General features: G+C 72.1%; 24 protein-coding genes. 14 read left to right on the plus strand and 10 right to left on the minus strand.

The window, feature by feature from the left end; all coding sequences use genetic code 11:
* The first annotated feature begins 219 nt into the window (after window positions 1-219).
* Together ACFVIU_RS22980 and ACFVIU_RS22985 are read left to right on the plus strand one after the other, a co-directional pair.
* Window positions 220-915, plus strand: coding sequence for a TerB family tellurite resistance protein (locus tag ACFVIU_RS22980; RefSeq protein WP_385844664.1), 696 nt, complete (start codon window positions 220-222; stop codon window positions 913-915).
* Between the two features lie 191 nt (window positions 916-1,106).
* On the plus strand, window positions 1,107-2,276 hold the full coding sequence (locus ACFVIU_RS22985) for an exo-alpha-sialidase (RefSeq protein WP_385844813.1): 1,170 nt from the start codon (window positions 1,107-1,109) through the stop codon (window positions 2,274-2,276).
* A gap of 5 nt (window positions 2,277-2,281) precedes the next feature.
* Here the strand turns inward: ACFVIU_RS22985 and ACFVIU_RS22990 are convergent, their stop codons facing one another.
* The gene (locus ACFVIU_RS22990; RefSeq protein ID WP_385844665.1) at window positions 2,282-3,208 is read right to left on the minus strand and encodes a dihydrodipicolinate synthase family protein; all 927 of its coding nucleotides are present in this window, start codon (window positions 3,206-3,208) and stop codon (window positions 2,282-2,284) included.
* Window positions 3,209-3,484: 276 nt separating this feature from the next.
* On the opposite strand from ACFVIU_RS22990, the gene ACFVIU_RS22995 reads away from it, so the two are divergent.
* Window positions 3,485-4,078 (plus strand): LysR substrate-binding domain-containing protein, encoded by a 594-nt coding sequence (locus ACFVIU_RS22995; RefSeq protein WP_385844667.1) that lies wholly within the window; start codon window positions 3,485-3,487, stop codon window positions 4,076-4,078.
* A gap of 15 nt (window positions 4,079-4,093) precedes the next feature.
* Here ACFVIU_RS22995 and ACFVIU_RS23000 read toward each other — a convergent pair whose 3' ends face one another.
* Window positions 4,094-5,332 (minus strand): AMP-binding protein, encoded by a 1,239-nt coding sequence (locus ACFVIU_RS23000; protein ID WP_385844668.1) that lies wholly within the window; start codon window positions 5,330-5,332, stop codon window positions 4,094-4,096.
* Between the two features lie 107 nt (window positions 5,333-5,439).
* Between ACFVIU_RS23000 and recO the strand changes: the two genes are divergently transcribed.
* Genes recO through ACFVIU_RS23020 form a run of 4 tightly spaced genes read left to right on the plus strand, consistent with a single transcriptional unit; the run spans window position 5,440 to window position 8,985 of the window.
* Window positions 5,440-6,186, plus strand: coding sequence for a DNA repair protein RecO (gene recO, locus ACFVIU_RS23005; protein ID WP_014672589.1), 747 nt, complete (start codon window positions 5,440-5,442; stop codon window positions 6,184-6,186).
* 26 nt (window positions 6,187-6,212) lie between these two features.
* Window positions 6,213-7,049 carry an isoprenyl transferase gene (locus ACFVIU_RS23010; protein ID WP_385844669.1) on the plus strand — a complete coding sequence of 279 codons (837 nt, stop codon included), beginning with the start codon at window positions 6,213-6,215 and terminating at the stop codon, window positions 7,047-7,049.
* Window positions 7,050-7,090: 41 nt separating this feature from the next.
* Window positions 7,091-8,416, plus strand: coding sequence for a histidine-type phosphatase (locus tag ACFVIU_RS23015; protein ID WP_385844671.1), 1,326 nt, complete (start codon window positions 7,091-7,093; stop codon window positions 8,414-8,416).
* A gap of 35 nt (window positions 8,417-8,451) precedes the next feature.
* Window positions 8,452-8,985: a hypothetical protein gene (locus ACFVIU_RS23020; RefSeq protein WP_385844673.1), complete on the plus strand. Its 534-nt coding sequence runs from the start codon at window positions 8,452-8,454 to the stop codon at window positions 8,983-8,985.
* Between the two features lie 89 nt (window positions 8,986-9,074).
* On the opposite strand, the gene ACFVIU_RS23025 is transcribed toward ACFVIU_RS23020, so the two are convergent.
* The 4 genes from ACFVIU_RS23025 to ACFVIU_RS23040 form a co-directional block, all read right to left on the minus strand.
* A complete protein-coding gene (locus tag ACFVIU_RS23025) occupies window positions 9,075-9,485 on the minus strand; it encodes a Fur family transcriptional regulator (protein WP_385844675.1) in 411 nt (136 codons plus the stop codon).
* Window positions 9,486-9,546: 61 nt separating this feature from the next.
* Window positions 9,547-10,449 (minus strand): metal ABC transporter permease, encoded by a 903-nt coding sequence (locus ACFVIU_RS23030; RefSeq protein ID WP_385844676.1) that lies wholly within the window; start codon window positions 10,447-10,449, stop codon window positions 9,547-9,549.
* 10 nt (window positions 10,450-10,459) lie between these two features.
* Window positions 10,460-11,230, minus strand: a complete 771-nt coding sequence (locus ACFVIU_RS23035; RefSeq protein ID WP_385844678.1) for a metal ABC transporter ATP-binding protein — start codon at window positions 11,228-11,230, stop codon at window positions 10,460-10,462.
* Window positions 11,231-11,241: 11 nt separating this feature from the next.
* Complete coding sequence (locus ACFVIU_RS23040; protein ID WP_385844679.1) at window positions 11,242-12,201, minus strand: metal ABC transporter substrate-binding protein; 960 nt, start codon at window positions 12,199-12,201, stop codon at window positions 11,242-11,244.
* A 172-nt stretch (window positions 12,202-12,373) separates the two neighbouring features.
* On the opposite strand from ACFVIU_RS23040, the gene ACFVIU_RS23045 reads away from it, so the two are divergent.
* Window positions 12,374-13,756 (plus strand): glycine--tRNA ligase, encoded by a 1,383-nt coding sequence (locus ACFVIU_RS23045; protein WP_385844681.1) that lies wholly within the window; start codon window positions 12,374-12,376, stop codon window positions 13,754-13,756.
* Between the two features lie 94 nt (window positions 13,757-13,850).
* On the opposite strand, the gene ACFVIU_RS23050 is transcribed toward ACFVIU_RS23045, so the two are convergent.
* Entirely contained in the window at window positions 13,851-14,966 is a 1,116-nt protein-coding gene (locus tag ACFVIU_RS23050; RefSeq protein WP_385844683.1) for an endonuclease/exonuclease/phosphatase family protein, read from the minus strand.
* A 167-nt stretch (window positions 14,967-15,133) separates the two neighbouring features.
* Here ACFVIU_RS23050 and ACFVIU_RS23055 point away from each other — a divergent pair, with 167 nt between their 5' ends.
* Both ACFVIU_RS23055 and ACFVIU_RS23060 read left to right on the plus strand, forming a co-directional pair.
* A complete protein-coding gene (locus tag ACFVIU_RS23055; protein WP_385844684.1) occupies window positions 15,134-16,144 on the plus strand; it encodes an aldo/keto reductase in 1,011 nt (336 codons plus the stop codon).
* 25 nt (window positions 16,145-16,169) lie between these two features.
* Complete coding sequence (locus tag ACFVIU_RS23060) at window positions 16,170-16,760, plus strand: TetR/AcrR family transcriptional regulator (RefSeq protein WP_385844685.1); 591 nt, start codon at window positions 16,170-16,172, stop codon at window positions 16,758-16,760.
* 26 nt (window positions 16,761-16,786) lie between these two features.
* Here ACFVIU_RS23060 and ACFVIU_RS23065 read toward each other — a convergent pair whose 3' ends face one another.
* Window positions 16,787-18,223: an MFS transporter gene (locus ACFVIU_RS23065; protein WP_385844687.1), complete on the minus strand. Its 1,437-nt coding sequence runs from the start codon at window positions 18,221-18,223 to the stop codon at window positions 16,787-16,789.
* 101 nt (window positions 18,224-18,324) lie between these two features.
* Between ACFVIU_RS23065 and ACFVIU_RS23070 the strand changes: the two genes are divergently transcribed.
* The 3 genes from ACFVIU_RS23070 to ACFVIU_RS23080 all read left to right on the plus strand — a co-directional run bounded on the left by ACFVIU_RS23070 (window position 18,325) and on the right by ACFVIU_RS23080 (window position 21,454).
* Window positions 18,325-19,212, plus strand: coding sequence for a helix-turn-helix transcriptional regulator (locus tag ACFVIU_RS23070; protein ID WP_385844688.1), 888 nt, complete (start codon window positions 18,325-18,327; stop codon window positions 19,210-19,212).
* A gap of 214 nt (window positions 19,213-19,426) precedes the next feature.
* Window positions 19,427-20,794 carry a S8 family serine peptidase gene (locus ACFVIU_RS23075; RefSeq protein ID WP_385844689.1) on the plus strand — a complete coding sequence of 456 codons (1,368 nt, stop codon included), beginning with the start codon at window positions 19,427-19,429 and terminating at the stop codon, window positions 20,792-20,794.
* Window positions 20,795-20,923: 129 nt separating this feature from the next.
* Window positions 20,924-21,454 carry a DUF4232 domain-containing protein gene (locus ACFVIU_RS23080; RefSeq protein WP_385844690.1) on the plus strand — a complete coding sequence of 177 codons (531 nt, stop codon included), beginning with the start codon at window positions 20,924-20,926 and terminating at the stop codon, window positions 21,452-21,454.
* 16 nt (window positions 21,455-21,470) lie between these two features.
* Here ACFVIU_RS23080 and ACFVIU_RS23085 read toward each other — a convergent pair whose 3' ends face one another.
* On the minus strand, window positions 21,471-22,922 hold the full coding sequence (locus ACFVIU_RS23085) for an MFS transporter (protein ID WP_385844692.1): 1,452 nt from the start codon (window positions 22,920-22,922) through the stop codon (window positions 21,471-21,473).
* Between the two features lie 165 nt (window positions 22,923-23,087).
* Here ACFVIU_RS23085 and dusB point away from each other — a divergent pair, with 165 nt between their 5' ends.
* On the plus strand, window positions 23,088-24,221 hold the full coding sequence (gene dusB / locus ACFVIU_RS23090; protein ID WP_385844693.1) for a tRNA dihydrouridine synthase DusB: 1,134 nt from the start codon (window positions 23,088-23,090) through the stop codon (window positions 24,219-24,221).
* Between the two features lie 19 nt (window positions 24,222-24,240).
* Here dusB and ACFVIU_RS23095 read toward each other — a convergent pair whose 3' ends face one another.
* Entirely contained in the window at window positions 24,241-25,902 is a 1,662-nt protein-coding gene (locus ACFVIU_RS23095) for a CDP-alcohol phosphatidyltransferase (RefSeq protein WP_385844695.1), read from the minus strand.
* Between the last annotated feature and the right edge of the window lie 493 nt (window positions 25,903-26,395).

A 26,395-nucleotide genomic window follows, 5' to 3' on the forward strand; every position in this document is an offset into this window, starting at 1 on the left:
GCCGCCCCCGGCACCCGGCCGCCCCCGCCCCCCCCCTCCCGCCGGGGGGTTGGGGGGCGCCGGCCCGCGCCCCCCGCGGGCCCCCCCCCCCGCCTGTTATCGGCCACCGGCCCCCTCAGGTCACGGCAAGGTCTCGTACGGGGTACTGACTCAGGCTCCGGGATGTGGCTAACATCACGCCAGCGCGGCGATGTTGCCGTGCGGTTACGGAGGTGCGACGTGCTGCCAGTACGGGGACGAGACGGCCGTGCCGCCAGGGCTGTGCGCATCCTGGGCACCCGCACCGCATGGACTCCCGTCGGAGACGGCGAGTTCTTCTGCCCGGGCTGCGGAGGCGACCGCAACTACCAGCGGCTCACCGGCCGCCGCCGTCTCACCCTGTTCGGGCTGCCGGTGCTGCCGCGCGGCGCGACCGGGCCGGTCGTGGAGTGCGCGGCCTGCCACGGCCACTACGGCACCGAGGTGCTCGACCACCCCACCACCCGCCGCTTCTCCGGGATGCTCCGGGACGCCGTGCACACGGTCGCCCTGGCCGTGCTCACCGCGGGCGGCACGGGGTCGCGTACGGCCCTGGAGACGGCCGCGGGCATGGTGCGCGCGGCGGGCTTCGCCGACTGCACGGAGGAGCAGCTGGCCGCGCTGGTCGAGGCGGTCGCCGCGGACACCGGGCGGGTGCTGGGGCCGCCGTGCGGGGCGAGCCTGACGATAGAGCTGCACGAGGCGCTGGACCCGCTGGCGCCGCATCTCGCTCCGGCGGGCCGTGAGTCGCTGTTCCTCCAGGGCGCGCGGATCGCCCTCGCGGACGGGCCGTACACCCCGGCGGAGCGGGAGGCGCTGGCGACGGTGGGGGCGGCGCTGATGATCTGCGCGGACGATGTGAGCAGGCTGCTGGCGTCGGCGCGGACGCCGTCCTGAGAGTGGTGGGTGCCTGAGGCTGTGCGGGGCAGCGGGTGCGTTCTGGCTGGTCGCGCCCACGCGGCGGAGCCGCATATCGATACAGCCCCGCGCCCCTAGGGGGTTGCTGCGGGCCGTGCCATGGGGGTGCCGTACTCGTCACCCGTGCGGAGGAAGTCCCCTCGGGGGTATGCGGGGAAGCTCTCGGGGTGATGTTTCTCAGCCGGGGGCTTCTCGTCGGGCTGGCGATCGCTTCCTCGCTCGCCGCGCGGCCCGGAGGCCATGACGCGCCCGGGTGTCCGTCCTCCGTGCCCTACACCGCGGGACAGGGCGGGTACGCCGCCTACCGGATCCCCGCCGTCGTGCGGACCCGGCGCGGCACGGTCCTGGCGTTCGCCGAGGGGCGGCGGAACGGGGCGGGGGACACCGGGGACATCGACGTGGTGCTGCGCCGCTCCGGCGACGGCGGCTGTAGCTGGGGGCCGCTGACGGTGGTCGCCGCCGGGCGGGGGGACACCCGGGGCAACCCGGCACCGGTGGTCGATCCGCGCACCGGCGCCGTCGTCCTCCTCAGCTGCGGCAACCGCGGGGGAGTGACCGAGGCGCAGATCATGCGGGGGCAGGGCGAGCGCCGGGTGTACGTGCAGCACAGCTGGGACGACGGCATGCGCTTCACCACACCGCGGGACATCACCGCCGAGGCCGGCCGGCCCGGCTGGCGCTGGTACGCCACCGGTCCCGGCCACGCCGTCGCCCTCACCCGCGGCCCGCACACCGGCCGGCTGCTGGTCCCCGCCGACCACTCCACCGCGCCGCCGCCCGGCTCCCCGGACACCGGCCGGGAGCCCCGCTATTACGGCGGTCACGCCCTCTACAGCGACGACGGCGGCCGTACCTGGCGCCTCGGATACACGAGCGACGCCCACGACGGCGTCCGCAACGTCAACGAGACCGCCGCCGCCCAGCTCCCCGACGGCCGCCTCTATCTCAACGCCCGCGACCAGAACGGCACCGCCCCCGGCAACCGCCTCGACAGCTACTCCTCCGACGACGGCGGCACCCTGGACCGGCCCTTCGCCCCCCAGCCGACCCTGGACCGGGTCCCGGTCGTCCAGGGCAGCCTCCTCCAACTCCGCGGCCCGCACGCCCCCTTGCTGTTCTCCGCGCCCTCCGTCCCGACCGCCCGCCGCGCCCCGGCCCTGTGGTCCAGCGCCGACGCCGGCCGCACCTTCACCCTGCTGCTGACCCTCTCCGACGGCCCGGCCGGCTACTCCGACCTGGTCCAGCTCGGCCCCGGCACGGTCGGCGTCCTCCAGGAGACCGGGCCCGGCACGGCGATCGAGTTCCGCAGGGTCCGGCTGCCCACCCGCCAGAACCCTTAGAGCCCTCAGAGCAGGCCCGCCGCGGCCAGATGCTTGGCCACCCGCTCGACCTCCTCACCGGAGAGCGGCACCTGGGGCTCCGCCGTCGCCGCGCAGTCGATGACACCCCGCAGATGCAGGGCCGCCTTGAACGCGCCCAGCGCCGAGGAGCTGCCGCCCATCCGGCCCGGGTCGCCCACCGTGACCATGTGGAACAGGGCGCACAGCCGCTCCTGTTCGGCCCGGGCGCCCGCCCAGTCGCCCGCCCGGCACTGCCGGTAGAGACGGACGTAACCGTGCGGGTCGACATTGGCCAGGCCCGGCACCGCACCGTCGGCGCCCATCGCCAGCGCGGCGTCGGTGACCACTTCGGAGCCGGTCAGGACGGCGAAACCGGGGTGGGTGCGGGCGCCGGTGACCAGGTCCCGGAAGGTGCCCAGATCGCCGCTGGAGTCCTTGACCCCGGCCAGCACCCCGTCCCCGGCCAGCCCCAGCAGCAGTTCCGCGGGGAGCTTGGTGTGCACGGAAGACGGGATGTCGTAGGCGATGACCGGGACCGGACTCGCGGCCGCGATCCGGCGGAAGTGGTGGACCAGCTCCGCGCGGTGGGTGCGGGCGAAGAACGGCGCGGTGACGACGACGGCCTCCGCGCCCGCCGCGGTGACCGCCGCGACATGGTCGAGGACGCGCGGGGTCGTCATGTCGATGGCGCCGGCGAGGACCGGCAGCTGACCGGCGACATGCCCGCACACCGCCTCCACCACCTGCCGGCGCTGCCGGTCGGTCAGAAAGGCCGCCTCCGAGGACGACCCGAGTACGAACAGCGCGTGCACCCCGCCCTCCACCAGATGCCCGACCAGCCGGAGCAGCGAGGCCGTGTCCACCTCGCGCTCCGGGGTCAGCGGGGTGCACACGGGCGGGACGACTCCGGTGAGCGGGGCGGGGAAGGTCATTCACGGCTCCTGGCGGGCTGGGTCGCGGGTCGCACGGTCCTCCCCAGGATGGTGGCAGCGATAGCGGTGCCCGGGGCGTGACGCGGCCGCGAAGTCCGGCATCGTCAGGCTGCGACGCTCCCGATGAACTCCGCCCACGCCGCAGCGCCGATCACCAGCAGCTGCTCTTGCGCCAACGGGCGTTGGTCAGGTCGTACTCGCGCATCGTCTGTAGTCCTCCGCCGCCGACTCGATCAGGGCCAGGGACGCCTCCAGCGACAGTGCAGCGGCCCTCCCATGAAGCTCGGCCGGCAGGCCATCGAGCACATGGAGGAGCGGCACCAGGTGCTCGTGCAGCCGGTCCGCGTCGACGACCGGACGGCGGGGCTGCGGGACGCGGCCGTCGACGCCGCGCTGCTCTGGGGCCCGGTCGACGATCCCCGGCTGACCTCCGTGGAACTCCTGCGCGAACCCCGGGTCGCGGCCGTCTGCCGGCGCTCCACCCTGGCCGTCCAGTCCACGGTGTCCTGGCGGGACCTGGGCCGGCGGTGCCTGGTCGTCAACACCCTCAGCGGCACGCTCACCCCCGAGGACTGGCCGCGCGGCAACACGCCGGAGATCGGCGCGGAGACCACCAACATCGAGGAGTACCTGCACGCCGTGGCCGCACGCCGCGGCGTCGGGGTGCTGCCCGAGTCGGTGGCCGCCCAGCACCCCGATCCGGACATCCTCTACCTGCCGCTGACCGGGGCGCCGCCGGCCGCCCTCCACTACGTCCGCCCGCGCACCAACCCGCACCCGCACGCCGCGACGCTGGAGGACGCCCTCCTCGCCCGGACCGCGACGCACCCCCGGGCACAGCAGGCCAGGGCCGGGAAAGCCGCCGCCTGACCCGGGTCCCGAAAGCTAGCCGGTGGCCCGGACTCCCGTGCGGAGGAAGCCGTCCGGGGTGAAGGCGTGGGCCTCGGGGCCGGGGGAGCGGTAGTAGCCGCGCACGGTGTGCGGGCCCCGGACGAGGAGTTCGCCCGCGTCGACGCGGATCTCGTCGGCCGGGCAGACCGGGTGGCCGTCGGCGAGGAGCGGTCCCTCCGCCAGGCCGTACAGCTGCTGGACGCGGCAGCCGAGGGCGGGCTCCAGCCGTGCGGCCAGGTCGGGGGCCGGTGCGCTGCCGACCAACTGGACCGTCCGCAGCGACCCGAGGTCCGCCGGCGTGCCGGGCAGGGCGTCCAGCCAGCGGGCGGCGCGGCCGGGGGTGAGCGAGGTGACCGTCACCTGTTCCCGCTCGATCGCCTCGAAGGCCGTGTCCGGTGCCGGGTCGTCGAGAAGGACCACCGTGCCGCCTGCCGCGAGCGTGCCGAGGATGCCGGGGCCGCCGAGGACGACGGGGGAGTCGGCGGGCAGCGCCGCCAGGTACACGTCCTGCGGGGTGAGCGGCAGTGCCCCGGCCGCGGCCCGGAGCTGGCAGGCGTAGTCGTCATGGGTGCGCGGGACCAGCCGCGGGGGTGCCGCCGGGTCGGGTGCCGCCGGGTCGCCGGACGCGAGGAGGAACGCCACGTCGGAGGCGTCCAGGGCGCGGTCGGCCGGCGGGGCCTCGTCCAGGGTGTGCAGCGGGAAGCTGAGGGTCCCGCCCGGCAGCATCGAGAAGCCGCCCGCCCGCTCGCCCGGCGGGGCCAGGGTGAGGATCCGGCGCAGCGAGGTCGAGCGGGCGGCGATCCTGGCGGCCGCCGCCGCGTGGTCGAAGCCGCGATGCACGGTAGGGCCGACATAGCCGACGGCCTCAGTGGAGGCCACCACGTGCGCGGTCTCCGCCTCCCGGTGGCTCATGGGGGAGAGCACGGGGACCGCCCCGGCCCGCATCAGCGCGAACAGTACGACGACGAACTCGACGGTGTTCGGCAGCTGCACCACGACCCGCTTGCCCGGCTCGATGCCGCGCAGCCGCAGACCGGCGGCCGTCCGGCTCACCCGGCGGTCCAGCTGGAGGTACGTCAGCCGGTCCGTGCCGTGCACCAGCGCGGTGCGGGTGCCGTGCTCGCGCGCCCAGTCGTGCAGCAGCCCGGGCAGCGGACGGCCCTGCCAGTGGCCGGCCCGGCGATAGGCCAGCGCGGTGTCCTCGGGCCAGGGAGTGAAGCCGTCGAGCGGCACGGGCGGCACCTTCCTTCCGGAGCGTTCTTGCCATGTCGTCGTCGCGCCGCCTTCAACATATTGTTCAACGGCAGGGGCAGGGGAGCGCTTGGGCGACAATGGTGTCCATGAGTCTGTTCCGCGACGACGGCATCGTGCTGCGCACCCAGAAGCTGGGTGAGGCGGACCGGATCATCACCCTGCTCACCCGCGGTCACGGCCGGGTACGCGCCGTCGCCCGGGGCGTGCGCCGGACCAAGTCCAAGTTCGGCGCCCGGCTGGAGCCCTTCTCCCACGTGGACGTGCAGTTCTTCGCCCGCGGGAGCGAGCTGGTCGGGCGCGGTCTGCCGCTGTGCACGCAGAGCGAGACCATCGCGCCGTACGGCGGCGGGATCGTCACCGACTACGCCCGGTACACCGCCGGGACGGCCATGCTGGAGACCGCCGAGCGGTTCACGGACCACGAGGGCGAGCCGGCGGTCCAGCAGTACCTGCTGCTCGTCGGGGCGCTGCGGACCCTGGCGCGGGGCGAGCACGCACCGCATCTCGTCCTCGACGCCTTCCTGCTGCGCTCCCTCGCCGTCAACGGCTACGCCCCGAGCTTCGGCGACTGCGCGAAGTGCGGGATGCCCGGCCCCAACCGGTTCTTCTCGGTGGCCTCCGGCGGCTCCGTGTGCGTCGACTGCCGGGTGCCCGGAAGCGTCGTACCGTCCCCGCAGACCCTGGTTCTGCTGGGCGCGCTGCTTACGGGAGACTGGGAGACGGCCGACGCCTGCGAGGCGCGGTACGTCCGGGAGGGCAGCGGGCTGGTGTCCGCCTACCTGCACTGGCATCTGGAGCGCGGACTGCGTTCGCTCAGGTACGTCGAGAAGTAACACCCACGAAGAGAGACGAGAGGCACATGGTCGTACGCGGGATCCTGGGGCGCCAGCGGCGCGAGCACAAGGCGCCGGAGCCGCACCCGTCGGGTGCCCGTGCGCCGAGGCTCCCGGGTGAGCTGGTCCCGAACCACGTCGCCATCGTCATGGACGGCAACGGACGCTGGGCCAAGGACCGCGGGCTGCCGCGCACCGAGGGACACAAGGTCGGCGCCGAGCGGGTGCTGGACGTCCTCCAGGGCTCGATCGAGATCGGCGTCCGCAACATCTCCCTGTACGCCTTCTCCACCGAGAACTGGAAGCGCTCGCCCGACGAGGTCCGCTTCCTGATGAACTTCAACCGCGACTTCATCCGCAAGACCCGGGACCAGCTCGATGAACTCGGCATCCGGGTGCGCTGGGTGGGCCGGATGCCCAAGCTGTGGAAGTCCGTCGCCAAGGAACTCCAGGTCGCCCAGGAGCAGACGAAGGGCAACGACCTGCTCACGCTGTACTTCTGCATGAACTACGGCGGACGCGCCGAGATCGCCGACGCGGCCAAGGCGCTGGCCGAGGACGTGGCGGCGGGGCGGCTCGACCCGTCCAAGGTGAACGAGAAGACGCTCCAGAAGTACATGTACTACCCGGACATGCCGGACGTCGACCTGTTCCTGCGCCCCAGCGGCGAGATGCGCACCTCCAACTACCTGCTCTGGCAGAGCGCGTACGCCGAGATGGTCTTCCAGGACGTGCTGTGGCCCGACTTCGACCGCCGCCACCTGTGGCGCGCCTGCGTCGAGTTCGCCTCCCGCGACCGGCGGTTCGGCGGCGCCATCCCCAACGAGGAGCTGCTGGCCATGGAGGGCAAGCCGGCCACCTGACCGCCACCGGCGGTTCACCGGGGCTGCCGAGGATACGGGCCATGAGACGTCTCACCCCGCTGCTCGCCCTCGGCGCCCTGCTCCTGGCCGCGCTGCCCGCGCACGCCGCCGACGGCCCGGCGCACCGCGAGAGTTACGGCACCAAGGCCCCGTACGCCGGCGGGCAGGACCCGCAGCGCTACCAGCAGCCGCCGGCCGGCTACACCGCCGTCCTCACCGAGAACGTCTCCCGGCACGGCTCCCGCGCGGCCACCGCCGGCACGGACGGCGACCTGGTCCTCGCCCTGTGGGACAAGGCCCGGACAGCCGGGCAACTCACCCACAAGGGTGAGGAGTTCGGGCCCCGGGTGCAAGCCCTGGAGGCCGCCATGGCCCGGATCGGCTACGGCAACCTCAGCGGGCGCGGCAAGCAGGAACTGACGGACACGGCGGTCAGGCTGGCACACCGGCTGCCGTCGCTGTTCGCGAAGATCGCCGACGACGGGGAGAAGATCGACGTCGTCAGCTCCGGGCAGGGCCGCGCCGTCGACAGCGGCACCGTCTTCGCCGGGGCCCTCGCCGACACCGATCCGGCCCTCGCGCCGTTGATCGGACCGGCCCGGACGGACAAGGACCTGCTCTACTTCCACAAGGCGGCCGGCGGCGCCGCCTACCGCGACTACCTCGCGAACGACCAGCGCCTGAAGGACACCCTCCGGGGCATCACCGGGCAGCCCGCCACGCTCGACCACGCCCGCAGCGTGCTGCGCCGGCTGTTCACCGACCCGTTCGTCGCCGAGATCCCCGACCCCGTCGGCGCCGCCGAGGCCGTCTACAACCTGTACGCCATCGCGCCCGCGATGAGCGAGGAGAGCCCGGACGGCAGGGGCTGGGGCATGGAGCGGTACATCTCCCGGTCGGACGCCGCCTGGTTCGGCTACCTCTCCGACGCCGAGGACTTCTACGAGAAGGGGCCCGGCTTCGCCGACAGCGACATCACCTACCGGATGGCGGACGTCCTGCTGGACGACTTCTTCCGGCAGGTGGAGGCCAAGCGGGACGGCACCAGCGACCTCGGCGCCGAGCTGCGCTTCACCCACGCCGAGGAGATCATCCCGCTGGCCGCGCTGATGGGCCTGCCGGGCAGCACCCGGCCGGCGACGCCGGGCGAGCCGTACACGTACGCCGGCAACCCCTGGCGGGGCGCCGCGGTCTCCCCGCTCGGTGCGAACATCCAGTGGGACGTCTACGAGAAGGACGGCCGCTACCTCGTCCGCATGCTCTACAACGAGCGCGAGACACCGTTCAGGTCGGGCTGCCGCCCGATCGCCGAGGGCAGCACGTTCTACGACCTGGACGAGCTGGAACGCTGCTTCGGACGCGGCTGATCAACGGCCGGGGGACGCATGTACGATCCCGCCTCGTGACGACGGACATGGGGCGGGAGGCCGTCCGGGAGACGGTCGAGCTGGCGTTTCGGCTGGAGGCGCGCGACTTCGTGTCGGCGCTGCGGGCGCGGCGGAAGATCAGCAGGTCGAGCCGGCTGGCGACGGGGGTGCTGGGCCTGATGTTCCTCGCCTTCGCACTGACCGCCGCGGCGGAGCTGGCCGGCGGGCGGGTGGATCTCTTCCCCGTCCTGATGATGATCTACTGCGGCGTCGGGCTCGCCGTGACACCGGTGCTCCAGGCGCGGCGGCTGGCCCGGGTGGCCGAGGTGAGCGGGGCGTGCCGGGTGACCGTGGACGAGGAGGGGGTGACGGTGCGCGCGGAGCATGTGACGGTGGTGCAGGAGTGGGGGGCGCGGCCGGTGTACCGGGAGACGGCGGACTCCTTCGCACTGTTCAGCGGGGACCGGAACGCGCGGTGCATGACGCTGCTGCCGAAGCGGGCGCTGACCGATCCGGCGGACGTGGACCGCCTGAGGTCTCTCCTGGACCGGCACATCACGCGGGCCTGAGCGGGGAGCTGCCCCTTCAGGGGCGCGGGGAACTGCGCGAGCAACCCCCACGGAGCCGCACCCGGCGATGGAGCGTGACCCACCCCCGCTCAGCCGGCGGCGCACTCCGCGCAGGTGCCGAAGATCTCCACCGTGTGCGCCACGTTCACATAGCCGTGCTCCGCGGCGATCGCCTCCGCCCACTTCTCGACCGCCGGGCCCTCCACCTCCACCGCCTTGCCGCAGGCGCGGCAGACCAGGTGGTGGTGGTGTTCACCGGTGGAGCAGCGGCGGTACACCGACTCGCCGTCGGAGGTGCGCAGGACATCCACCTCACCGGCCTCGGCGAGGGACTGGAGCGTGCGGTAGACGGTGGTGAGTCCGACCGAGTCGCCCTTGTGCTTGAGCATGTCGTGGAGTTCCTGCGCACTGCGGAACTCGTCGACCTCGTCCAGCGCCGCCGCCACGGCTGCCCGCTGCCGGGTCGCGCGGCCCTTCACGGGCGGTCCAGCGGTCGTCACCGGTTGCCTCCTCAGTCTCGCTGTCTGCCCGGGCCATTCTGCCAGCCCGGGCGGTGAGCGGTCAGACGCCGACCTCGTCGGATGCGCTCCGGGTGGCCGGAATCGAGCACTCCGCGGGGTCTCCGGAGGGCTGGGCCGCGGCTGCCGCGCGGGCGCGTCGCCGGGCCAGCGGGGTGGCGAGCGCGGTCAGGGCGATGAACGCGGCGATGGTGAGGAGGACGATCGTCGCGCCGGGCGGGACGTCCTGGTAGTACGAGGTGACGGTGCCGCTGACGGTCACGGCCACCCCGATCGCGACGGCGATCGCGAAGGTCGCGGCGAAGCTGCGGCTGAGCTGCTGCGCCGCCGCCACCGGCACCACCATCAGAGCGGACACCAGCAGCAGGCCGACCACGCGCATGGCGACCGTGACGGTGACCGCCGCAGTGACCGCGGTCAGCAGGTTCAGCACGCGCACCGGCAGGCCGGTGACCCGGGCGAACTCCTCGTCCTGGCTGACCGCGAACAGCTGGCGGCGCAGGCCCAGCGTGACCAGCAGCACGAGCGCGGCGAGCACGCAGATCGCGGTCACGTCGGACTGCGAGACGGTGGACAGGGAGCCGAAGAGGTACGAGGTCAGGTTGGCGTTGGAGCCGCCCGGCGCGAGATTGATCAGCATCACGCCGCCGGCCATGCCGCCGTAGAAGAGCATCGCGAGGGCGATGTCGCCGCGCGTCCTGCCGTACCAGCGGATCAGCTCCATCAGGACCGCGCCGAGGACGGAGACGGCGGTCGCCATCCACACCGGGGAGGTGGAGAGGAGGAAGCCGAGGCCGACGCCGGTCATGGCCACGTGGCCGATGCCGTCGCCCATCAGGGCCTGGCGGCGCTGGACGAGGTAGATGCCGACCGCGGGGGCCGTGATGCCGACCAGGACGGCGGCGAGCAGGGCCCGCTGCATGAAGGCGTAGTCGAGGAAGTCCATCACAGCTCCATCAGCTCAGCAGGCCGGTGCGGAGCGGTTCGGCGGCCGCGGGCGCGTGCGGGTGTACGTGGTCGTGGCCGGGCAGGGCGTGCTGGCCCAGGGCCTTCGGGGGCGGGCCGTCGTGCAGCACGCAGCCGTCGCGCAGGACGACCGCCCGGTCGATCAGGGGCTCCAGCGGGCCCAGTTCGTGCAGCACGAGCAGGACGGTCGTACCGGCCTCGACCTGCCCCGCGAGGGTGCGGGCGAGCACCTCCTGGCTGGCCAGGTCGACGCCCGCCATCGGCTCGTCCATGATCAGCAGCTCGGGCTCGGAGACCAGGGCGCGGGCGATGAGTACGCGCTGGTGCTGGCCGCCGGAGAGGGCGTTCACCGAGTCCTTGGCGCGGTCGGCCATGCCGACCAGGTCCAGCGCGTGGTGCACGGCCTCCCGGTCCGCCCTGCGGAAGACGCCGAAGCGGGTGCGGGCCAGCCGGCCCGCGGAGACGATCTCTGTCACCGTCGCCGGGACACCGCCCGCCGCCGTCGTGCGCTGCGGTACGTAGCCCACGCGCGCCCAGTCGCGGAAGGAGCGGCGGGGGGTGCCGAACAGCTCGACCGTGCCGCCGCTGACCGGCACCTGGCCGATGATCGTGCGGATCGCCGTGGACTTGCCGGAGCCGTTGGCGCCGAGCAGCGCGACGACCTCGCCGCGGCCGACGGTGAGGTCGATGCCGCGCAGCACGGGACGGGCGCCCAGCTCGGCGGTGACCCCGCGCAGGGATATGACAGGCTCGTTGGTCATCGCATCTCCCGTCATTTGGCGCCCAGCGCCTGCTGGAGGGCCTTGAGGTTGGCCCGCTGGACGGAGAAGTAGTCGGTGCCGCGGGACGCGCCGGTGATGCCCTCGATCGGGTCGAGGACGTCCGTCTTCAGACCGGCGTCGCCCGCGATGGTCTTCGCGGTCTTGTCGCTGACGAGGGTCTCGTAGAAGACGGTGGAGACGCCGTCGGCCCTGGCCATCTTCTCCAGGTCCTTCACCCGGGCGGCGCTCGGCTCCGACTCGGGGTCGAGGCCGTTGATCGCTTCCTCGGTGAGGCCGTAGCGCTCGGCGAGGTAGCCGAAGGCGGCGTGCGTGGTGATGAAGACCTTGGTCCGGGTGTGCGCCAGCCCGCTGCGGAACTCGGTGTCCAGGCCGTTCAGCTTCTTCACCAGGGCCGCGGTGTTCTTGCGGTAGTCGGCCGCGTGCTTCGGGTCGGCCTTCTCGAAGGCGGCGCCGACGCCCTGGGCGATGGTGGCGTAGCGCACCGGGTCGACCCAGACGTGCGGGTCCTTGCCGCCCGCCTCCTCGCCCTGGTGGCTGTCGTGCGCGGCGGCGTGTCCACCGACCTCGTTGCCGTGGTTCTCCAGGGTGGTCAGGGAGGCCGCGTCGATCTTCGTGCCGACCGAGGACTGGGCCACCGCGGCGTCGACGGCGGGCTGGAGGTTCTTGAGGTAGAGGACGGCGTCGGAGTCGTCGAGCGCCGCGATCTGCCGGGGGCTGATCTCCAGGTCGTGGGGTTCCTGGCCGGGGGAGGTGAGCGTGGTGACGCGCACATGGCCGCCACCGATCTGCTCGGCCAGGAAGGCCAGGGGGTAGAAGGACGCGACGACGTCGAACTTGCCGGTGTTCGCCGCCTCCGCCTTGTCGCCGGAGCAGGCGGAGAGGGTGCCGATCCCGAGGGCGGTGACCGCGGCGACCGCGGCGGCGGGTATGAGGCGTCGTCGTACGTTCATGACAGTCATTTTCAACAAATATGGAAACCGTTGTCAACAAGCCTGGTGAGGGCCGTCGAGCAGGGGGCCGATTTGGTTCTGGGGGAGCCTGCGCCGGTAACCTGAATCATTCGCAAGCTGGAAGCATCTCCGCTTCAACGCCAGTCGCCGTAATCGTCATGAAGAGAGCACCGTGGCCGCCGACAAGATCGACACCATCGTCAGCCTGAGCAAGCGCCGTGGCTTCGTTTTCCCGTGCAGTGAGATCTACGGCGGTCAGCGGGCCGCCTGGGACTACGGACCGCTCGGTGTCGAGCTCAAGGAGAACATCAAGCGCCAGTGGTGGCGCTACATGGTGACGTCGCGCGAGGACGTCGTCGGTATCGACTCGTCCGTCATCCTGGCCTCCGAGGTCTGGGTGGCCTCCGGTCACGTCGCCACCTTCACGGACCCGCTGACCGAGTGCACCGCGTGTCACAAGCGGTTCCGCGCCGACCACCTGGAAGAGGCGTACGAGGAGAAGAAGGGCCACGCCCCGGCGAACGGCCTGGCCGACATCAACTGCCCGAACTGCGGCAACAAGGGCCAGTTCACCGAGCCCAAGCAGTTCTCCGGCCTGCTGTCGACCCACCTCGGCCCGACCCAGGACAGCGGCTCCGTCGCCTACCTGCGTCCCGAGACCGCCCAGGGCATCTTCACCAACTTCGCCCAGGTGCAGACCACCTCGCGCCGCAAGCCGCCGTTCGGCATCGCGCAGATGGGCAAGTCCTTCCGCAACGAGATCACGCCGGGCAACTTCATCTTCCGCACCCGCGAGTTCGAGCAGATGGAGATGGAGTTCTTCGTCAAGCCGGGCGAGGACGAGCAGTGGCAGGAGTACTGGATGCAGCAGCGCTGGAACTGGTACACCGGCCTGGGTCTCCGTGAGGAGAACATGCGCTGGTACGAGCACCCGAAGGAGAAGCTCTCCCACTACTCCAAGCGCACCGCCGACATCGAGTACCGCTTCCAGTTCGGCGGCAGCGAGTGGGGCGAGCTGGAGGGTGTCGCCAACCGCACCGACTACGACCTGTCGGCGCACGCCAAGGCCTCCGGCCAGGACCTCTCCTACTTCGACCAGGAGGCCGGCGAGCGCTGGACGCCGTACGTCATCGAGCCCGCGGCGGGTGTCGGCCGGACCATGCTGGCCTTCCTGCTCGACGCCTACGTCGAGGACGAGGCGCCGAACGCCAAGGGCAAGATGGAGAAGCGGACCGTGCTGCGGCTCGACCACCGGCTGGCCCCGGTCAAGGTCGCGGTGCTGCCGCTGTCCCGCAACCCCGAGCTGTCGCCCAAGGCCAAGGGTCTCGCCCAGGCGCTGCGGCAGAACTGGAACATCGAGTTCGACGACGCCGGTGCGATCGGCCGCCGCTACCGCCGCCAGGACGAGATCGGTACGCCGTACTGCGTGACCGTCGACTTCGACACCCTCGAGGACAACGCGGTCACGGTCCGCGAGCGTGACTCCATGAAGCAGGAGCGCGTGTCGCTGGACCAGATCGAGGGCTACCTGGCCCAGCGTCTGCTCGGCTGCTGACGCCGGCGGCGTTCAGGCTGTCTCCCGCCCGCCCGCTCATCCGACTCCGTCGGCTGGGCGGGCGGGCGTTTCTGCTTCGGATGTCCAGGTCGCTTCAGATGTCCAGGTCCACGAAGAGCGCCGCGTGGTCCGATGCCTCGTCGAGCTTCGAGTGCACGGAGCCGAAGTGGTCCTGGTGCTCGAAGATGCCCCTCGGCTCCAGGCCGACCCGCTGCACCTTGTCGAAGAGGGCGGGCGGCAACAGGATGTAGTCCAGCTTGTCCCGGGCCGAGCGGCAGGTGCCGTGGGTGCCCGGATCGCCCTGGTAGGACGGGTGGCTCATCACGTCGCGCAGACCGGTGTCGAGCAGCGCCTTCAGCGGCGCGCTGTCCGGGCTGTCGTTGAGGTCCCCGGCGACCACGACGTTCGGCGTGCGCTCCAGCGCCGCCCGGTAGATCTCCGCGACCCGTTGCGCCTGGGCCAGGCGCAGCCGCGGATCGTCGTGGAACTTGCTCTTGAGGTGGTTGCCGAGGAGCACCAGCGTCGTCCCCTCGCCGAGCTGGATCTCGTACTCGGGGCAGTCGCGGCTGAACAGGGGCCGGTCGGGGTGAGCCGGGTCCGGGTCGAACAGGTGCGGGCGGACCGAGGTGATCGCCCGGCGGCTGAGGATCCCGACGTCGATGCCCCGCGGATCGTTGCCGTCGATCAGCAGGTTGAAGGGGTACGGCTGCGCGCCCTCGACGGCGCCCAGGACATGCCGGTTGAAGAGGTCCAGGGTGAGCCGGTCCTCGACCTCGGCCACCAGCTGGATGTCCGCCGTGACCTCGGCGACCACCTGCGCGGTGTTCCGTACCGCGGTCATGTCCAGGTCGTCCTGGACCAGTTCGACCCAGCCGGCCCAGGAGCCGCGGCCGGTCGCGTGGATGGTCAGGTCCTGGACCTGGGCCCCCGGAGGGGGAGGGTCGAAGAGTCCGGTGGTCTTGCCCGGGCGGTTCTGGTTGACGAAGATCAGCGGAGGATTGTCCGGATCGATGTCGTAGGCCCGGTTGGTGACGATGAGATCGGCGATTTCCTTCTTGTCGGCGTCGGTGTACGTCGCCTTGTCGAGCAGCGCGACCAACGTGTCGAAATCGTCGAGGACTTGCTTCCGCTGGGCCGGGTCGGCGAGCCGGAAGGCGGCAGGCCGGCGGAACAGGTTCTCGGTGTTGTAGGTGGCGATACGGACGACCATGGCGGCCTCCTCGGCGGCGCGAACACCGCACGGCCGACGGCAGGCGCCGCCTGAGGGGCTGCACGTCGGCATCTCCCATTCTCCGGCGGGGGCCGCGCCGGCGCGAGCTGACGAATGACAGATGACAGATATTGAAATCTGTCATCTGTCATGGCAGGGTGGGGGTCATGACGATGCGAACCCGAAACCTCGGAACCACCGGCCCCCGGGTCTCCGCCCTCGGCCTCGGCTGCATGGGCATGTCCGCCCTGTACGGCGACGCCGACCGCGCGGAGTCCGTCGCGACCGTCCACGCCGCCCTGGAGGCCGGGGTCACCCTCCTCGACACCGGCGACTTCTACGCCATGGGCCACAACGAGATGCTCGTCGGCGAGGCGCTGCGCACCGCCCCGCCGGCCCGCCGCGAACAGGCCCTCGTCAGCGTCAAGTTCGGCGCCCTGCGCGACCCCGCCGGCACCTGGACCGGCTACGACGGCCGCCCCGCCGCCGTGAAGAACTTCGCCGCCTACTCCCTCCAGCGCCTCGGCGTCGACCACATCGACGTCTACCGGCTCGCCCGCCTCGACCCGGACGTGCCCGTCGAGGAGACCGTCGGCGCCATCGCCGAGCTGGTCGAGAAGGGGTACGTGCGGCACATCGGCCTCAGCGAGGTCGGCGCCGACAGCATCCGGCGGGCCGCCGCCACCGCCCCGATCGCCGACCTCCAGATCGAGTACTCGCTCATCTCCCGCGGCATCGAGCGGGAGATCCTGCCGACCGTACGGGAGCTGGGCATCGGGATCACGGCGTACGGCGTCCTGTCCCGCGGCCTGATCTCCGGCCACTTCACCCCGGAACGGCAGCTGTCCGCGAACGACTTCCGGGCCCACTCGCCCCGCTTCCAGGGCGACAACCTCCGGCACAACCTGAACCTGGTCGAGGCCCTGCGCCGCATCGCCGACCGGAAGGGCACCACCGTCGCCCAGCTCGCCATCGCCTGGGTGCTGGCCCGGGGCGAGGACATCGTGCCGCTGATCGGCGCCCGCACCCGGCAGCGGCTCGGCGAGTCGCTGGGCGCCCTGGACGTCGTACTGGACGCGGACGACCTCGCGGCCGTCGAGGAGGCCGTCCCGGCGGACGCGGCGGCCGGCGAGCGCTACGCCCCCGCCCAGATGGCCAGCCTCGACAGCGAACGCTGAACCGGCCGCCGGGTACGGTCTAGACATGGCACCGACCAGCGAGACCCTGACCGCCGAGCGCATCCTCGAAGCGACCGAGGAGGTGCTGCGCCGCCACGGCCCGGCCAAGGCCACCGTGGTCGACGTGGCCCGCGCGCTCGGCGTCAGCCACGGCAGCGTCTACCGGCACTTCCGCACCAAGGCGGTGCTGCGGGGCGCCGTCACCAAGCGCTGGCTGGACCGGACTTCGCAACAGCTGGCCGGCATCGTCACGGCGGACGCCGCGCCCGAGGAGCGGCTGCGGGCCTGGCTCGCGGCGCTGTTCGAGGCGAAGCGGCACAAGGCCGGGGACGATCCCGAGCTGTTCGCCACCTACACGGTGCTCACCGACGAGAACGGGACCGTCGTCGGTGAGCACATCGCCGACCTGACCGGCCAGCTGACCCGGATCGTCGAGGCGGGAGCGGAGGCGGGCGTCTTCACCGTGTCCGACCCCGCCGCCGCGGCCCGGGCCGTCTTCCAGGCCACCGGGCGCTTCCACGACCCCTGCTACGCGCGAGAGTGGCAGCGCGAAGGAGTGGAGGAGGAGTTCCGGGCCGTGGTGGACCTGCTGATACGGGGGCTCCGCGGGGCCTGACCGGGGCCCCGCCCCTCAGCAGTGGCTCACCCCACCGACCTCGGCAGCCGCAGGCTCAGCAGGCCCGTCAGGACGATCCCGCCCACCTGGGTCAGCAGCGTGACCAGCAACGCGTCCCGCATGCCGAGGTGGGGGACCAGGGTGAGGAACAGCGTGCCGAGCGTGGCCACGCCCAGCGCCAGCGCCGACTGCTGGGTCGTCACCATCACCCCGCCGCCGACCCCGGCCCGCGCCGCCGGCACCTCGGACAGCACCAGCCGCATCACATTGGGCAGTTGGAGCGCCTGACCCGCACCGGCCACCGCCATCCCCGGCAGCAGCGACACCACGCCCACGTGCGGCCAGTCCCGCCACACGGCCAGCGCGATCAGCAGCACCCCCACCCCCTGCGCCACGGACCCCGCGGTGACCACCCGGGTGCCGTACCGGGCGACCAGCCGCGGACCGGCGAGGGAGACGAAGAGGAAGACGACGGCCATCGGCGCCAGCGCGAGCCCCGCCGGCACCGGGCCGAGCCGGGCCCCCTGCTGGAGCGCCAGCGCGATCACGAACATGAACCCGGCGAAGCCGATGGAGAACGGCACCATCAGCACCAGCCCCCGCCGCATCGACGCCACCGCGAACAGGCTCGGCGGCACCAGCGGCGTCCGCCCGGCCCGGTCCGCCCGCCGCTCCACCGCCCAGAACGCCCCGGCCACCACCGGGAACGCGGCCAGCGACAGCCACGTCCACAGCGGCCAGCCCGCCGCCCGGCCCTCGGTGAGCGGCGCCAGCAGCGTCAGCAGGGACGCGGCGAGCAGCACCGTGCCCGGGCCGTCCACGGGCTCCGGACGCTGCGACCGGGTCTCCGGCACGAACCGCACCGCGAGCACCAGCCCGACCACGACCACGGGCACGTTGACCAGGAACACCGACCGCCATCCGGTGCCCGCGACATCGGCGGCCACCAGCACCCCGCCGAGTATCTGCCCGGCCACCATCGACAGCCCGGCCGTCGCGCCGTACAGGCTCATGGCCTTCGCGCGGCGCGCGCCGCTGGTGGCGGCCTGGATGGTGGCGAGCACCTGCGGCAGCATCGCGGCGGCCGCCGCGCCCTGCGCCACCCGCGCCGCCACCAGGGTCCAGGCGTCCGGTGCCAGCCCGCAGGCCAGCGAGGTCAGCCCGAACGCGGCCATGCCGCCGAGGAACAGCCGGCGCCGCCCGAACAGGTCCCCGAGCCGTCCGCCGACGACCAGCAGCACGGCGTACGCGACCCCGTACCCGGCGACCACCAGCTCCAGCACGGCCTCGCTCGCGGCCAGGCCGGAGCCGATGGCCGGCAGGGCGACGTTGACGATGAAGAAGTCGACCAGCGGCAGCGCCGCGGCCAGCAGAACGGTGAACAGGCCGAGCCCGCCGAGTCCCGGCGGACCGGCCGCCGGCCGGGCGGTGCCGGCCGGGGCGGTGATGACGGTTTCGCTCATGGCACCGAGCCTGCGCCCGCACTCAGAGTGGTACCAGAGTCTCCTCATCCTGGTACCAGAAGTACCTGGAAACAGGATGGCGCAGGCGGCACCCTGGAACCATGACGACCGCGCCGCCCCTTGTCCAGGACACCGCCACCCGGCAGCCGCGCCGGCCCTCGCAGATCCGCCGCCAGGAGCTGGCCGCCTTCCTGCGCAGCCGGCGCGAGCGGATCACCCCCGAGCAGGTGGGCCTGGTCCGGGGCGCCCGGCGCCGCACCCCCGGCCTGCGCCGCGAGGAGGTCGCCCAGCTCTCCGCGGTCGGCGTCACCTGGTACACCTGGCTGGAGCAGGCCCGCGACATCCAGGTCTCCGTGCAGGTCCTGGACGCCCTCGCCCGCACCCTGCTGCTGGACGCCAGCGAGCGCGCCCACCTCTTCCAACTGGCCGGGGCCACCGACCCGACGCCCGCCGCGCACTGCACCGGCGTCACCCCGGCGCTGCGCACCCTGCTGGACCGGCTGGACCCGAACCCCGCCTGCATCCAGAACAGCCGGTACGACATCCTCGCCTACAACCGCACCTACGGCCTGCTGCTGGGCGACCTGGACGCCATCCCGCCCGAGGACCGCAACTGCATGATCCTCGTGCACAGCGACCCGGGCTGGCAGCAGGGCGTCGTCCACCTCGCGGAGTCGCAGCGGCTGATGGCCGCCCGGCTGCGCGCCTCCCTCGCCGGGCACCTCGGCGAACCCGCCTGGAAGATGCTGCTCAAACGGCTGAAGGAGTACCCCGCGTTCCGCGAGAACTGGGAGCGCTACGAGGTGGTCGCCACCCGCTCCAGGACCAAGGAGTTCCGCAACCCGTACGTCGGCCTGCTCACCCTGGAACACACGGACCTGTGGCTCGGCCCCGAGCTGGGTGCCCGCATGGTCACCTACACCCCGAAGGACGAGCAGACCGCCGAGCGGCTGGAGCGGCTGTACGAGCTGGCGCTCAGCAGGGCTTGACGTGCCGGCCCGGGTACCCGGGCGGCAACCGACGCAGCAGCGCATGGCCGGAAAAGGGCCGACCCGAGGTGGTGTTCCGGTAAAAGCTTCGACATCGGCTGTTCAATAACCCTGACCTGGTCTTGTTCTGTGCATGACTCACTCGATGGGATGCGCGTGACCACTTCGTCCGATCACGGACACGTCCGACCACGGACCTCTCTCAGGGGAATTCATGCACATAGCCCGTACCGGGCGCGGCGTCGCGGCCACCGCGGCCGTCACCGCCGCCCTTGCCGCCGCCGCGCTGACCACGACGTCGCCGGCCGGTGGCAACACCACCGCCTCCGCCGCCGTACCGCACACCTTCGCGGCGCCGGCTGTCGCGGGACACCAGCTGGTCCACGGCGTGGCCAAGCCGCTCCCCATCGCGCAGTGCCAGAGCAAGTGGCACATCGCCTGCTACAACCCCCTTCAGTACCGCACCGCGTACAACCTGAACGCGCTGTACAAGAAGGGCATCACGGGCAAGGGGCGCACGATCGTCATCGTCGACTCGTTCGGCTCCCCGACGGTCCAGCACGACCTGGACGTCTACAGCAAGCAGTTCGGTCTGCCCAGCACCAAGGTCAAGGTCGTGAAGTGGGGGCACGTCCCCGCCTTCGACCCGAAGAACAGCGACATGACCGGCTGGGCCGGCGAGACCACGCTGGACGTCGAGATGGCCCACGCCGTGGCGCCCGGCGCGAAGATCGTGCTGGTGGAGACGGCGGTCTCGGAGACCGAGGGCACCACCGGTCTGCCGGAGATGATGAGCGCCGAGAAGTACCTGATCGACCACGGGGTCGGCGACGTCATCAGCCAGAGCTTCGGTGCCACCGAGAACACCTTCCCGGGCTTCGAGAAGGGTGACTTCACCAGCATCAAGAAGCTGCGGTACGCCTTCCAGGACGCGCAGCGCAAGCACGTGACCGTGCTCGCCTCCTCCGGTGACGGCGGCGCCACGGACAACACCGCGGACGGCAAGGGCTACTACAAGAAGCGCGTCAACTCCTGGCCCTCCTCGGACCCGCTGGTCACCTCCATCGGCGGCACCCAGCTGCACCTGAACGACAAGGGCCAGCGCGTCAAGCCGGACAGCGTGTACAACGACTACGGCGCGGGCGGCGGCGGCCAGTCGCACGTCTTCGGCCGTCCCGCCTTCCAGAACGGTGTGCAGAAGGTCGTCGGCACCCGCCGTGGCACCCCGGACATCTCGATGGCCGCGGCCGTCGACGGCGGCGCCTGGGTCTACTCCAGCTTCGACCCGACGGCCACCGGCTGGGACGTCTCCGGCGGCACCAGCGAGGCCTCCCCGCTGTTCTCGGGCATCGTCGCCCTCGCCGACCAGGCCGCCGGGCACCGCCTCGGCCACATCAACGAGGCGCTGTACACGCTCTACAAGCACAAGAGCGCCGGCATCGTCGACGTCAACGACGGCACCGACAACAGCTACGAGGGTGTCACCGGCTACAAGGCGGTCAACGGCTACGACATGGCCACCGGCGTGGGCACCCTGGACGCCCTGCGCCTGGTGTCGGCCCTGGCGAAGAGCGGTCACTGACCCGCCGGCACGGCTGAGACCGGTCGCCGCCGGCTGAGACCGGCCGGGACCGGCTGACGGAACCCCCCGGGGGAGAGGCTGCATCTACCTGTCCGCAGAGGCAGGGCGCCTCGCCACGGGGGGTTTCTTGTGCAGGTACGACATACCGCGGCCGTCTCCGCCCTGGGCGTGGCGCTGCTGCTGGGGGCGGCCGGCTGCGCCGACGGCCACCGCGCCGTCGCCGACTGCGGGACACCGCACCTGCGCTGGACACTGACCCGCATGGCCGACGGCGGGCATCCGGGGGATCCGGCCGCCCTGCTCAGCGCCCGCAACACCGGTACGCGGCCCTGCGCCCTCGACGGCTTCCCGGAACTCGACGCCCAGGTGGGCAAGGCGCAGGGGATGGAGTCGCGCCCGAAGCGGGGGGCCACGGCGCCCCGGGTGGTGCTGGAACCGGGCCACGCGGCCGGCTTCCCGGTCCACTACCGCACCGGGACGGACCGGGACGGGTACTGCTACATCACCGGCGACCTCGATCCGGCCCTGTACGTGACCCCGCCGCACCCCGGGCGGGGCGAGCACGGCACCCGCATCGAACTGACCGACGGGCGGGGCCGCCACCTCAACGCCCAGATCTGCTCGGACACCCTCGAACTGAGCCCGCCCGACCGGATCTAGGCCCGCCCGACCGGGTCTAGCTCCGTCCGGAGGCGCCCACGGGCTGGCGGATCTCCGAGGACTCCAGGCGCTCCGCCGTGCGCTCGGCGGTGCGACGGGCCCAGCTGCCGCTGGTGAGCAGGCCGAGGGCGAGGACGGCCAGGCCGCAGCCGGTGAGGATCCACCAGCCGGGGCCGGCCGCCGAGACGAAGGCGGATCTGAACGGCGAGGAGCCGACGCCGGAGGCCAGGACCGCGCCGATCACCGCGACACCGAGCGTCTGGCCCAGCTGTCTGCTGGTGGAGGCGACGGCGGCGGCCACCCCGGCCTGGGCGCGCGGCATCCCGGAGACGGCCGTGTTGGTGATCGGCGCGTTCACGAAGCCGAAGCCGATGCCGAACAGGACGTAGCCGATCAGACGCGTGACGTTCGAGGTCTCGGCCTCGAAGACGGCGAAGAGGGCGGCGCTCGCCGTCATCGCCGTACCGGCGATCAGGAGGGGCAGGCGGGGGCCGCGGCTGCCGACCAGCCGTCCGGACAGCGGTGCGCACAGGAAGGTGGGCGCGGCCATCGGCAGCATCCACAGGCCCGCGTGCAGCGCGTCCAGGCCCCGCACGTTCTGAAGGTAGAGGGTGGACAGGAAGAGGAAGCCGCCGAGCGCCGCGAACGCGCTGATCGCTATCACGGTCGCGCCGCTGAACGGGGCCGAACCGAAGAAGCGCAGGTCGATGAGGGGTTCCTCGCGCCGGGGCTCGTACCAGAGCAGGGCCAGCAGCGCGGCCAGGGCCACCGCGGCGAACGGCGCCACCGTGCCGGGCCCGGAGGAGGGGGCCTCGATGATGGCGTAGGTCAGCGCGCCGAACAGGGCGATCACCAGCAGCTGGCCGACCGGGTCGGGGCGGCGGGCCTTGGGCGCCCGGGACTCCGGGACGAAGCGCAGGGTGAGGAGCAGGGCGGCGAGGCCGACCGGGAGGTTTATCCAGAAGATCGCGCGCCAGCTCACCGACTGGACGAGGAGTCCGCCCACCAGCGGGCCCGCCGCCATCGAGATGCCGACCACCGCACCCCAGGCACCGATCGCGCGGGCACGCTCGCGGGCGTCGGTGAAGGTGTTGGTGATGATCGACATGGCGACCGGGTTGAGCATCGAGCCGCCGACGGCCTGGACCATCCGGAAGACGATCAGCAGTTCCAGGTTGGGCGCGAGCGAGCAGAGCAGCGAGCCGACGGAGAAGACCACCAGGCCCGCCATGAAGACTCTTCTGCGCCCGATGCGGTCGGCGGTGGACCCCGCCAGCATCAGCAGCGAGGCCAGCACCAGGGTGTAGGCGTCGATCGTCCACTGGAGGCCGGCGGTCGTGGCGTGCAGGTCGCGCTGCATCGACGGCAGCGCCACGTTCAGCACGGTGTTGTCGAGGCTCACGATCAGCAGACTCATACAGCAGATCGCGAGCACCAGCAGACGTCTGCGATGACTCAACTCGGGCATGGTCTCATCGTACCCGACTTCAATAGTATGTCTAACTAATTACAGCTACACGATTCTTCCCGGCGACCGGTCGGCCGGTCGTCCGCCACCTCCGGCTCATCCGAGTACCCGGGTGGGGGACAATGGGGGCTTGACTGTGTCGTACATCCGTACCGGAGCCCTGTGATGACCCACCCGCTCTCCATCGGCCCGCACGCCGTCGCACCGCCCGTCGTGCTCGCACCCATGGCGGGGATCACCAACGCGCCCTTCCGCACCCTGTGCCGGGAGTTCAGCGGCGGCAAGGGCCTCTTCGTCAGCGAGATGATCACGACCCGGGCGCTGGTCGAACGCAACGACAAGACCATGCAGCTGATCAGGTTCGACGCGAGCGAGCAGCCGCGCTCTATCCAGCTGTACGGCGTCGACCCGGTGACCGTCGGCAAGGCCGTCCGCATGATCGTGGAAGAGGACCTGGCCGACCACATCGACCTGAACTTCGGCTGCCCGGTCCCCAAGGTCACCCGCAAGGGCGGCGGCTCGGCGCTGCCGTACAAGCGGAACCTGCTGCGCGCCATCCTGCGCGAGGCGGTCTCCGGCGCCGGTGACCTGCCCGTCACCATGAAGATGCGCAAGGGCATCGACGACGACCACCTCACCTACCTCGACGCCGGCCGTATCGCCGTCGAGGAGGGCGTCACCGCCATCGCCCTGCACGGCCGTACCACCGCCCAGCACTACGGCGGCACCGCCGACTGGGACGCCATCGCCCGGCTGAAGGAGCACGTCCCGGAGATCCCGGTGCTCGGCAACGGCGACATCTGGTGCGCCGAGGACGCGCTGCGGATGGTGCGCGAGACCGGCTGCGACGGCGTGGTCGTCGGCCGCGGCTGCCTCGGCCGGCCGTGGCTCTTCGCCGACCTGGTCGCGGCCTTCGAAGGACGCCCGGAGGAGGTGGCCCGGCCCGCGCTGCGCGAGGTCGCCGACGTCATGGTCCGGCACGCCCGGCTGCTCGGCGAGTGGATCGGCGACGAGTCCAAGGGCGTGATCGACTTCCGCAAGCACGTCGCCTGGTACCTGAAGGGCTTCGCGGTCGGCTCCGAGATGCGCAAGCGGCTCGCGATCACCTCCTCGCTGGAGGAGCTGAGGGCCGGGCTGGACGAGCTGGACCTCGACCAGGCCTGGCCGTCCGGCGCGGACGGGCCCCGGGGCCGTACGTCCGGCAACAACCGGGTGGTGCTGCCGGACGGCTGGCTGAAGGACCCGTACGACTGCGCGGGCGTGAGCGAGGACGCGGAGCTGGACACCTCCGGGGGCTGAGAGAGCCCCCTAGGGGGTATCAGCCCTTCTTCGGGTGCGGGGTCGAGCCGTAGGCCGTCAGGAAGCGGTCGCGGAAGGCGCTCATCCGCCACACCGGGGCGTCGTGGGCGGGCCGCAGGCCGTCCGACCACCCCCACCCGGAGATCCTGTCCAGCACCTTCGGGTCCTTGGCGACGATCGCCACCGGCACATCACGGCTGGCGTGGTTCCCGCTGACCCGGGCGATGGGCTGGTGGTCGCCGAGGAAGACCAGGACGGTGTCCTTGGTGCCGTACCGCTCCAGCCACTGGGTGAGCGCGGTCACCGAGTACTGGATCGTCTTGCCGTACTCCTGGCGGGACTTGGTGGTGTCGGCGATGACGTCGGCCGGTTTGTTGCCCGCCGCCTGGATGCCCTTGAAGATCGAGCCGTCGCCCAGCTGGTCCCAGCCGACCATGTGCGGGATCGGCGCCCACGGCTGGTGGCTGGAGGTGAGGATCAGCAGCGACATGCGCGCCTTGCCGTCCGCGGGCTTCCTGCTGTGCACCCGGTCCTGGTACTGCTGCAACGCGTACTGGTCCGGCATGGTCGACCAGCTGAACTTCGGCCCCTTGTAGCCGAGTTGGAAGGCGTTGTAGACCTTGTCGAGGCCGTACCACTTCTGCTCCGGCCACGCCTTCTGCACGCCCGGCATGACCCCGACCGTGTCGAAGGCGCCCGTCTTCTTGAACGCCTCGGTCAGGCTGAGGTGGTCGCTGGCCATCACCGTGCGGTAGCGCTGCTGGTTGCTGATCCACAGGCCCGACATGGTGGTGGAGTGCCCGAGCCAGCTGCTGCCGCCGTAGGTGGCCGAGGTCAGCCAGCCGCTCTTGGCGTGGAAACCGGCCTTGGCCAGCGCCTTGGTACGGGCGTCGAGGGTCGCGTCGACACCCGGCGCCATGATCGGGTCCTCGATCGCGCTGCGGCCGTAGCTCTCGATGAACGTGAAGATCATGTCCTTGCCGCGCAGATCGGGGACCAGCTGGCTGCCCGGCGTGTTCCCGAAGGCGTCGACCCGGGCCACCTTCTCGAACTCCGCCTCGTCCCGCAGCGTGCTCGCCACCTCCCGGACCTGCGCCTTCATCGCGGAGGCGGTGCCGTCGGAGGCGATCGGCACACCGCCCAGCTGGAGGCCCAGCGAGGAGCAGGTGATCCACGCCACCCCGGCGATCAGCGTGCCCCGGGTGGCGATGCCGTGGTTCCGGACGAGCAGGTTGCTCAGCCGGACCGTCGACAGCGTGAGCAGCACGAAGAGGAGGACGACGAGGGCGATGACCCCGACCACGGCGGCGAGAGCGGTCGTACGGCCGAGGGAGTCCGCCAGATACGACTCCGCGTCGCCGAACAGGCTCCAGTCCAGTACGACGTTGAAGCCCCGGCCCAGGTACTGGTTGAAGCCCATGTCCAGCAGGTTCAGCACGGTCATGGCCGCCAGCGCGAGCCCGGACACCACGGCCAGCGCGAGCCGCGGCCGACGCGGCAGCGCGAGCAGCACGGCGGCGCCGATGACCGCCTCCCCGGGAATCCGGGTGAACGCCGTGGGCTCCAGCCGTACGACGGTGTTCGGCAGCACCAGCGCGGCGAGGACCAGAGCGGCGGCGCACACGGTCACGGCATAGGACACCACCCGCGCGGCGACCGGATACCGCTCCCGCCAGAACACCCAGGGCCGCCGGGAGCGCCGGGGCAGCTCAGCGATGCCGTCCCGGCCGGGAGCGGGAGCGGAGTCTGCGGCTTCGGCTTCGGCTGGGCTGGGCGCAGGGTCTGCGGTTCCGGCTTGGCCGGGCGCGGGGGATTCGGCTGCGGCTTCGGCTTCCGTTTCGCCTTGGGGCGGGGCTGCGGCTTCGGCTTCGGCTTCCGCTTCGGGTTCGCTGCTGGGGTCCGTCGCGGGCGCGGGAGCGTCGGGGAGGTCCTCGGGGCCCTGGGTCGGCTCCGCCCGGCCGGTGTCCGAGGGCTGGTGCGTGCTTGTGTGCTGAGGCAACCCGGAGGTCCTTCCGTACGACAGCCGTGGCGAAGGGCGGGCCACGCGGGGAGGCTGGGCGGACCGGAGAACGGTCCGCCTGGCCCGCCGTCATCCGGTACGGCCCGCCCCGGACGGCTGTTCACGGCGGTCGGCAAACACCCGGCAAACGCCTTCTCAAGCGAGGTGCCCCACC

The organism is Streptomyces sp. NPDC127190 (assembly GCF_042672505.1).
In the GTDB taxonomy this organism is placed as follows: Bacteria; Actinomycetota; Actinomycetes; order Streptomycetales; family Streptomycetaceae; genus Streptomyces.

Bases quoted from the DNA above. Each gene is read 5' to 3' on its own strand.
- ACFVIU_RS23065 (WP_385844687.1), bottom strand. From the start codon at position 18,223: ATGAGCGAAACCGTCATCACCGCCCCGGCCGGCACCGCCCGGCCGGCG.
- ACFVIU_RS23015 (WP_385844671.1), top strand. From the start codon at position 7,091: ATGAGACGTCTCACCCCGCTGCTCGCCCTCGGCGCCCTGCTCCTGGCC.
- ACFVIU_RS23040 (WP_385844679.1), bottom strand. From the start codon at position 12,201: ATGAACGTACGACGACGCCTCATACCCGCCGCCGCGGTCGCCGCGGTC.
- ACFVIU_RS22985 (WP_385844813.1), top strand. From the start codon at position 1,107: ATGTTTCTCAGCCGGGGGCTTCTCGTCGGGCTGGCGATCGCTTCCTCG.
- ACFVIU_RS22990 (WP_385844665.1), bottom strand. From the start codon at position 3,208: ATGACCTTCCCCGCCCCGCTCACCGGAGTCGTCCCGCCCGTGTGCACC.
- ACFVIU_RS23050 (WP_385844683.1), bottom strand. From the start codon at position 14,966: ATGGTCGTCCGTATCGCCACCTACAACACCGAGAACCTGTTCCGCCGG.
- ACFVIU_RS23085 (WP_385844692.1), bottom strand. From the start codon at position 22,922: ATGCCCGAGTTGAGTCATCGCAGACGTCTGCTGGTGCTCGCGATCTGC.
- ACFVIU_RS23070 (WP_385844688.1), top strand. From the start codon at position 18,325: ATGACGACCGCGCCGCCCCTTGTCCAGGACACCGCCACCCGGCAGCCG.
- ACFVIU_RS23035 (WP_385844678.1), bottom strand. From the start codon at position 11,230: ATGACCAACGAGCCTGTCATATCCCTGCGCGGGGTCACCGCCGAGCTG.
- dusB (WP_385844693.1), top strand. From the start codon at position 23,088: ATGACCCACCCGCTCTCCATCGGCCCGCACGCCGTCGCACCGCCCGTC.
- ACFVIU_RS23010 (WP_385844669.1), top strand. From the start codon at position 6,213: ATGGTCGTACGCGGGATCCTGGGGCGCCAGCGGCGCGAGCACAAGGCG.
- ACFVIU_RS23030 (WP_385844676.1), bottom strand. From the start codon at position 10,449: ATGGACTTCCTCGACTACGCCTTCATGCAGCGGGCCCTGCTCGCCGCC.
- ACFVIU_RS23075 (WP_385844689.1), top strand. From the start codon at position 19,427: ATGCACATAGCCCGTACCGGGCGCGGCGTCGCGGCCACCGCGGCCGTC.
- ACFVIU_RS23055 (WP_385844684.1), top strand. From the start codon at position 15,134: ATGACGATGCGAACCCGAAACCTCGGAACCACCGGCCCCCGGGTCTCC.
- ACFVIU_RS22995 (WP_385844667.1), top strand. From the start codon at position 3,485: ATGAAGCTCGGCCGGCAGGCCATCGAGCACATGGAGGAGCGGCACCAG.
- recO (WP_014672589.1), top strand. From the start codon at position 5,440: ATGAGTCTGTTCCGCGACGACGGCATCGTGCTGCGCACCCAGAAGCTG.
- ACFVIU_RS23060 (WP_385844685.1), top strand. From the start codon at position 16,170: ATGGCACCGACCAGCGAGACCCTGACCGCCGAGCGCATCCTCGAAGCG.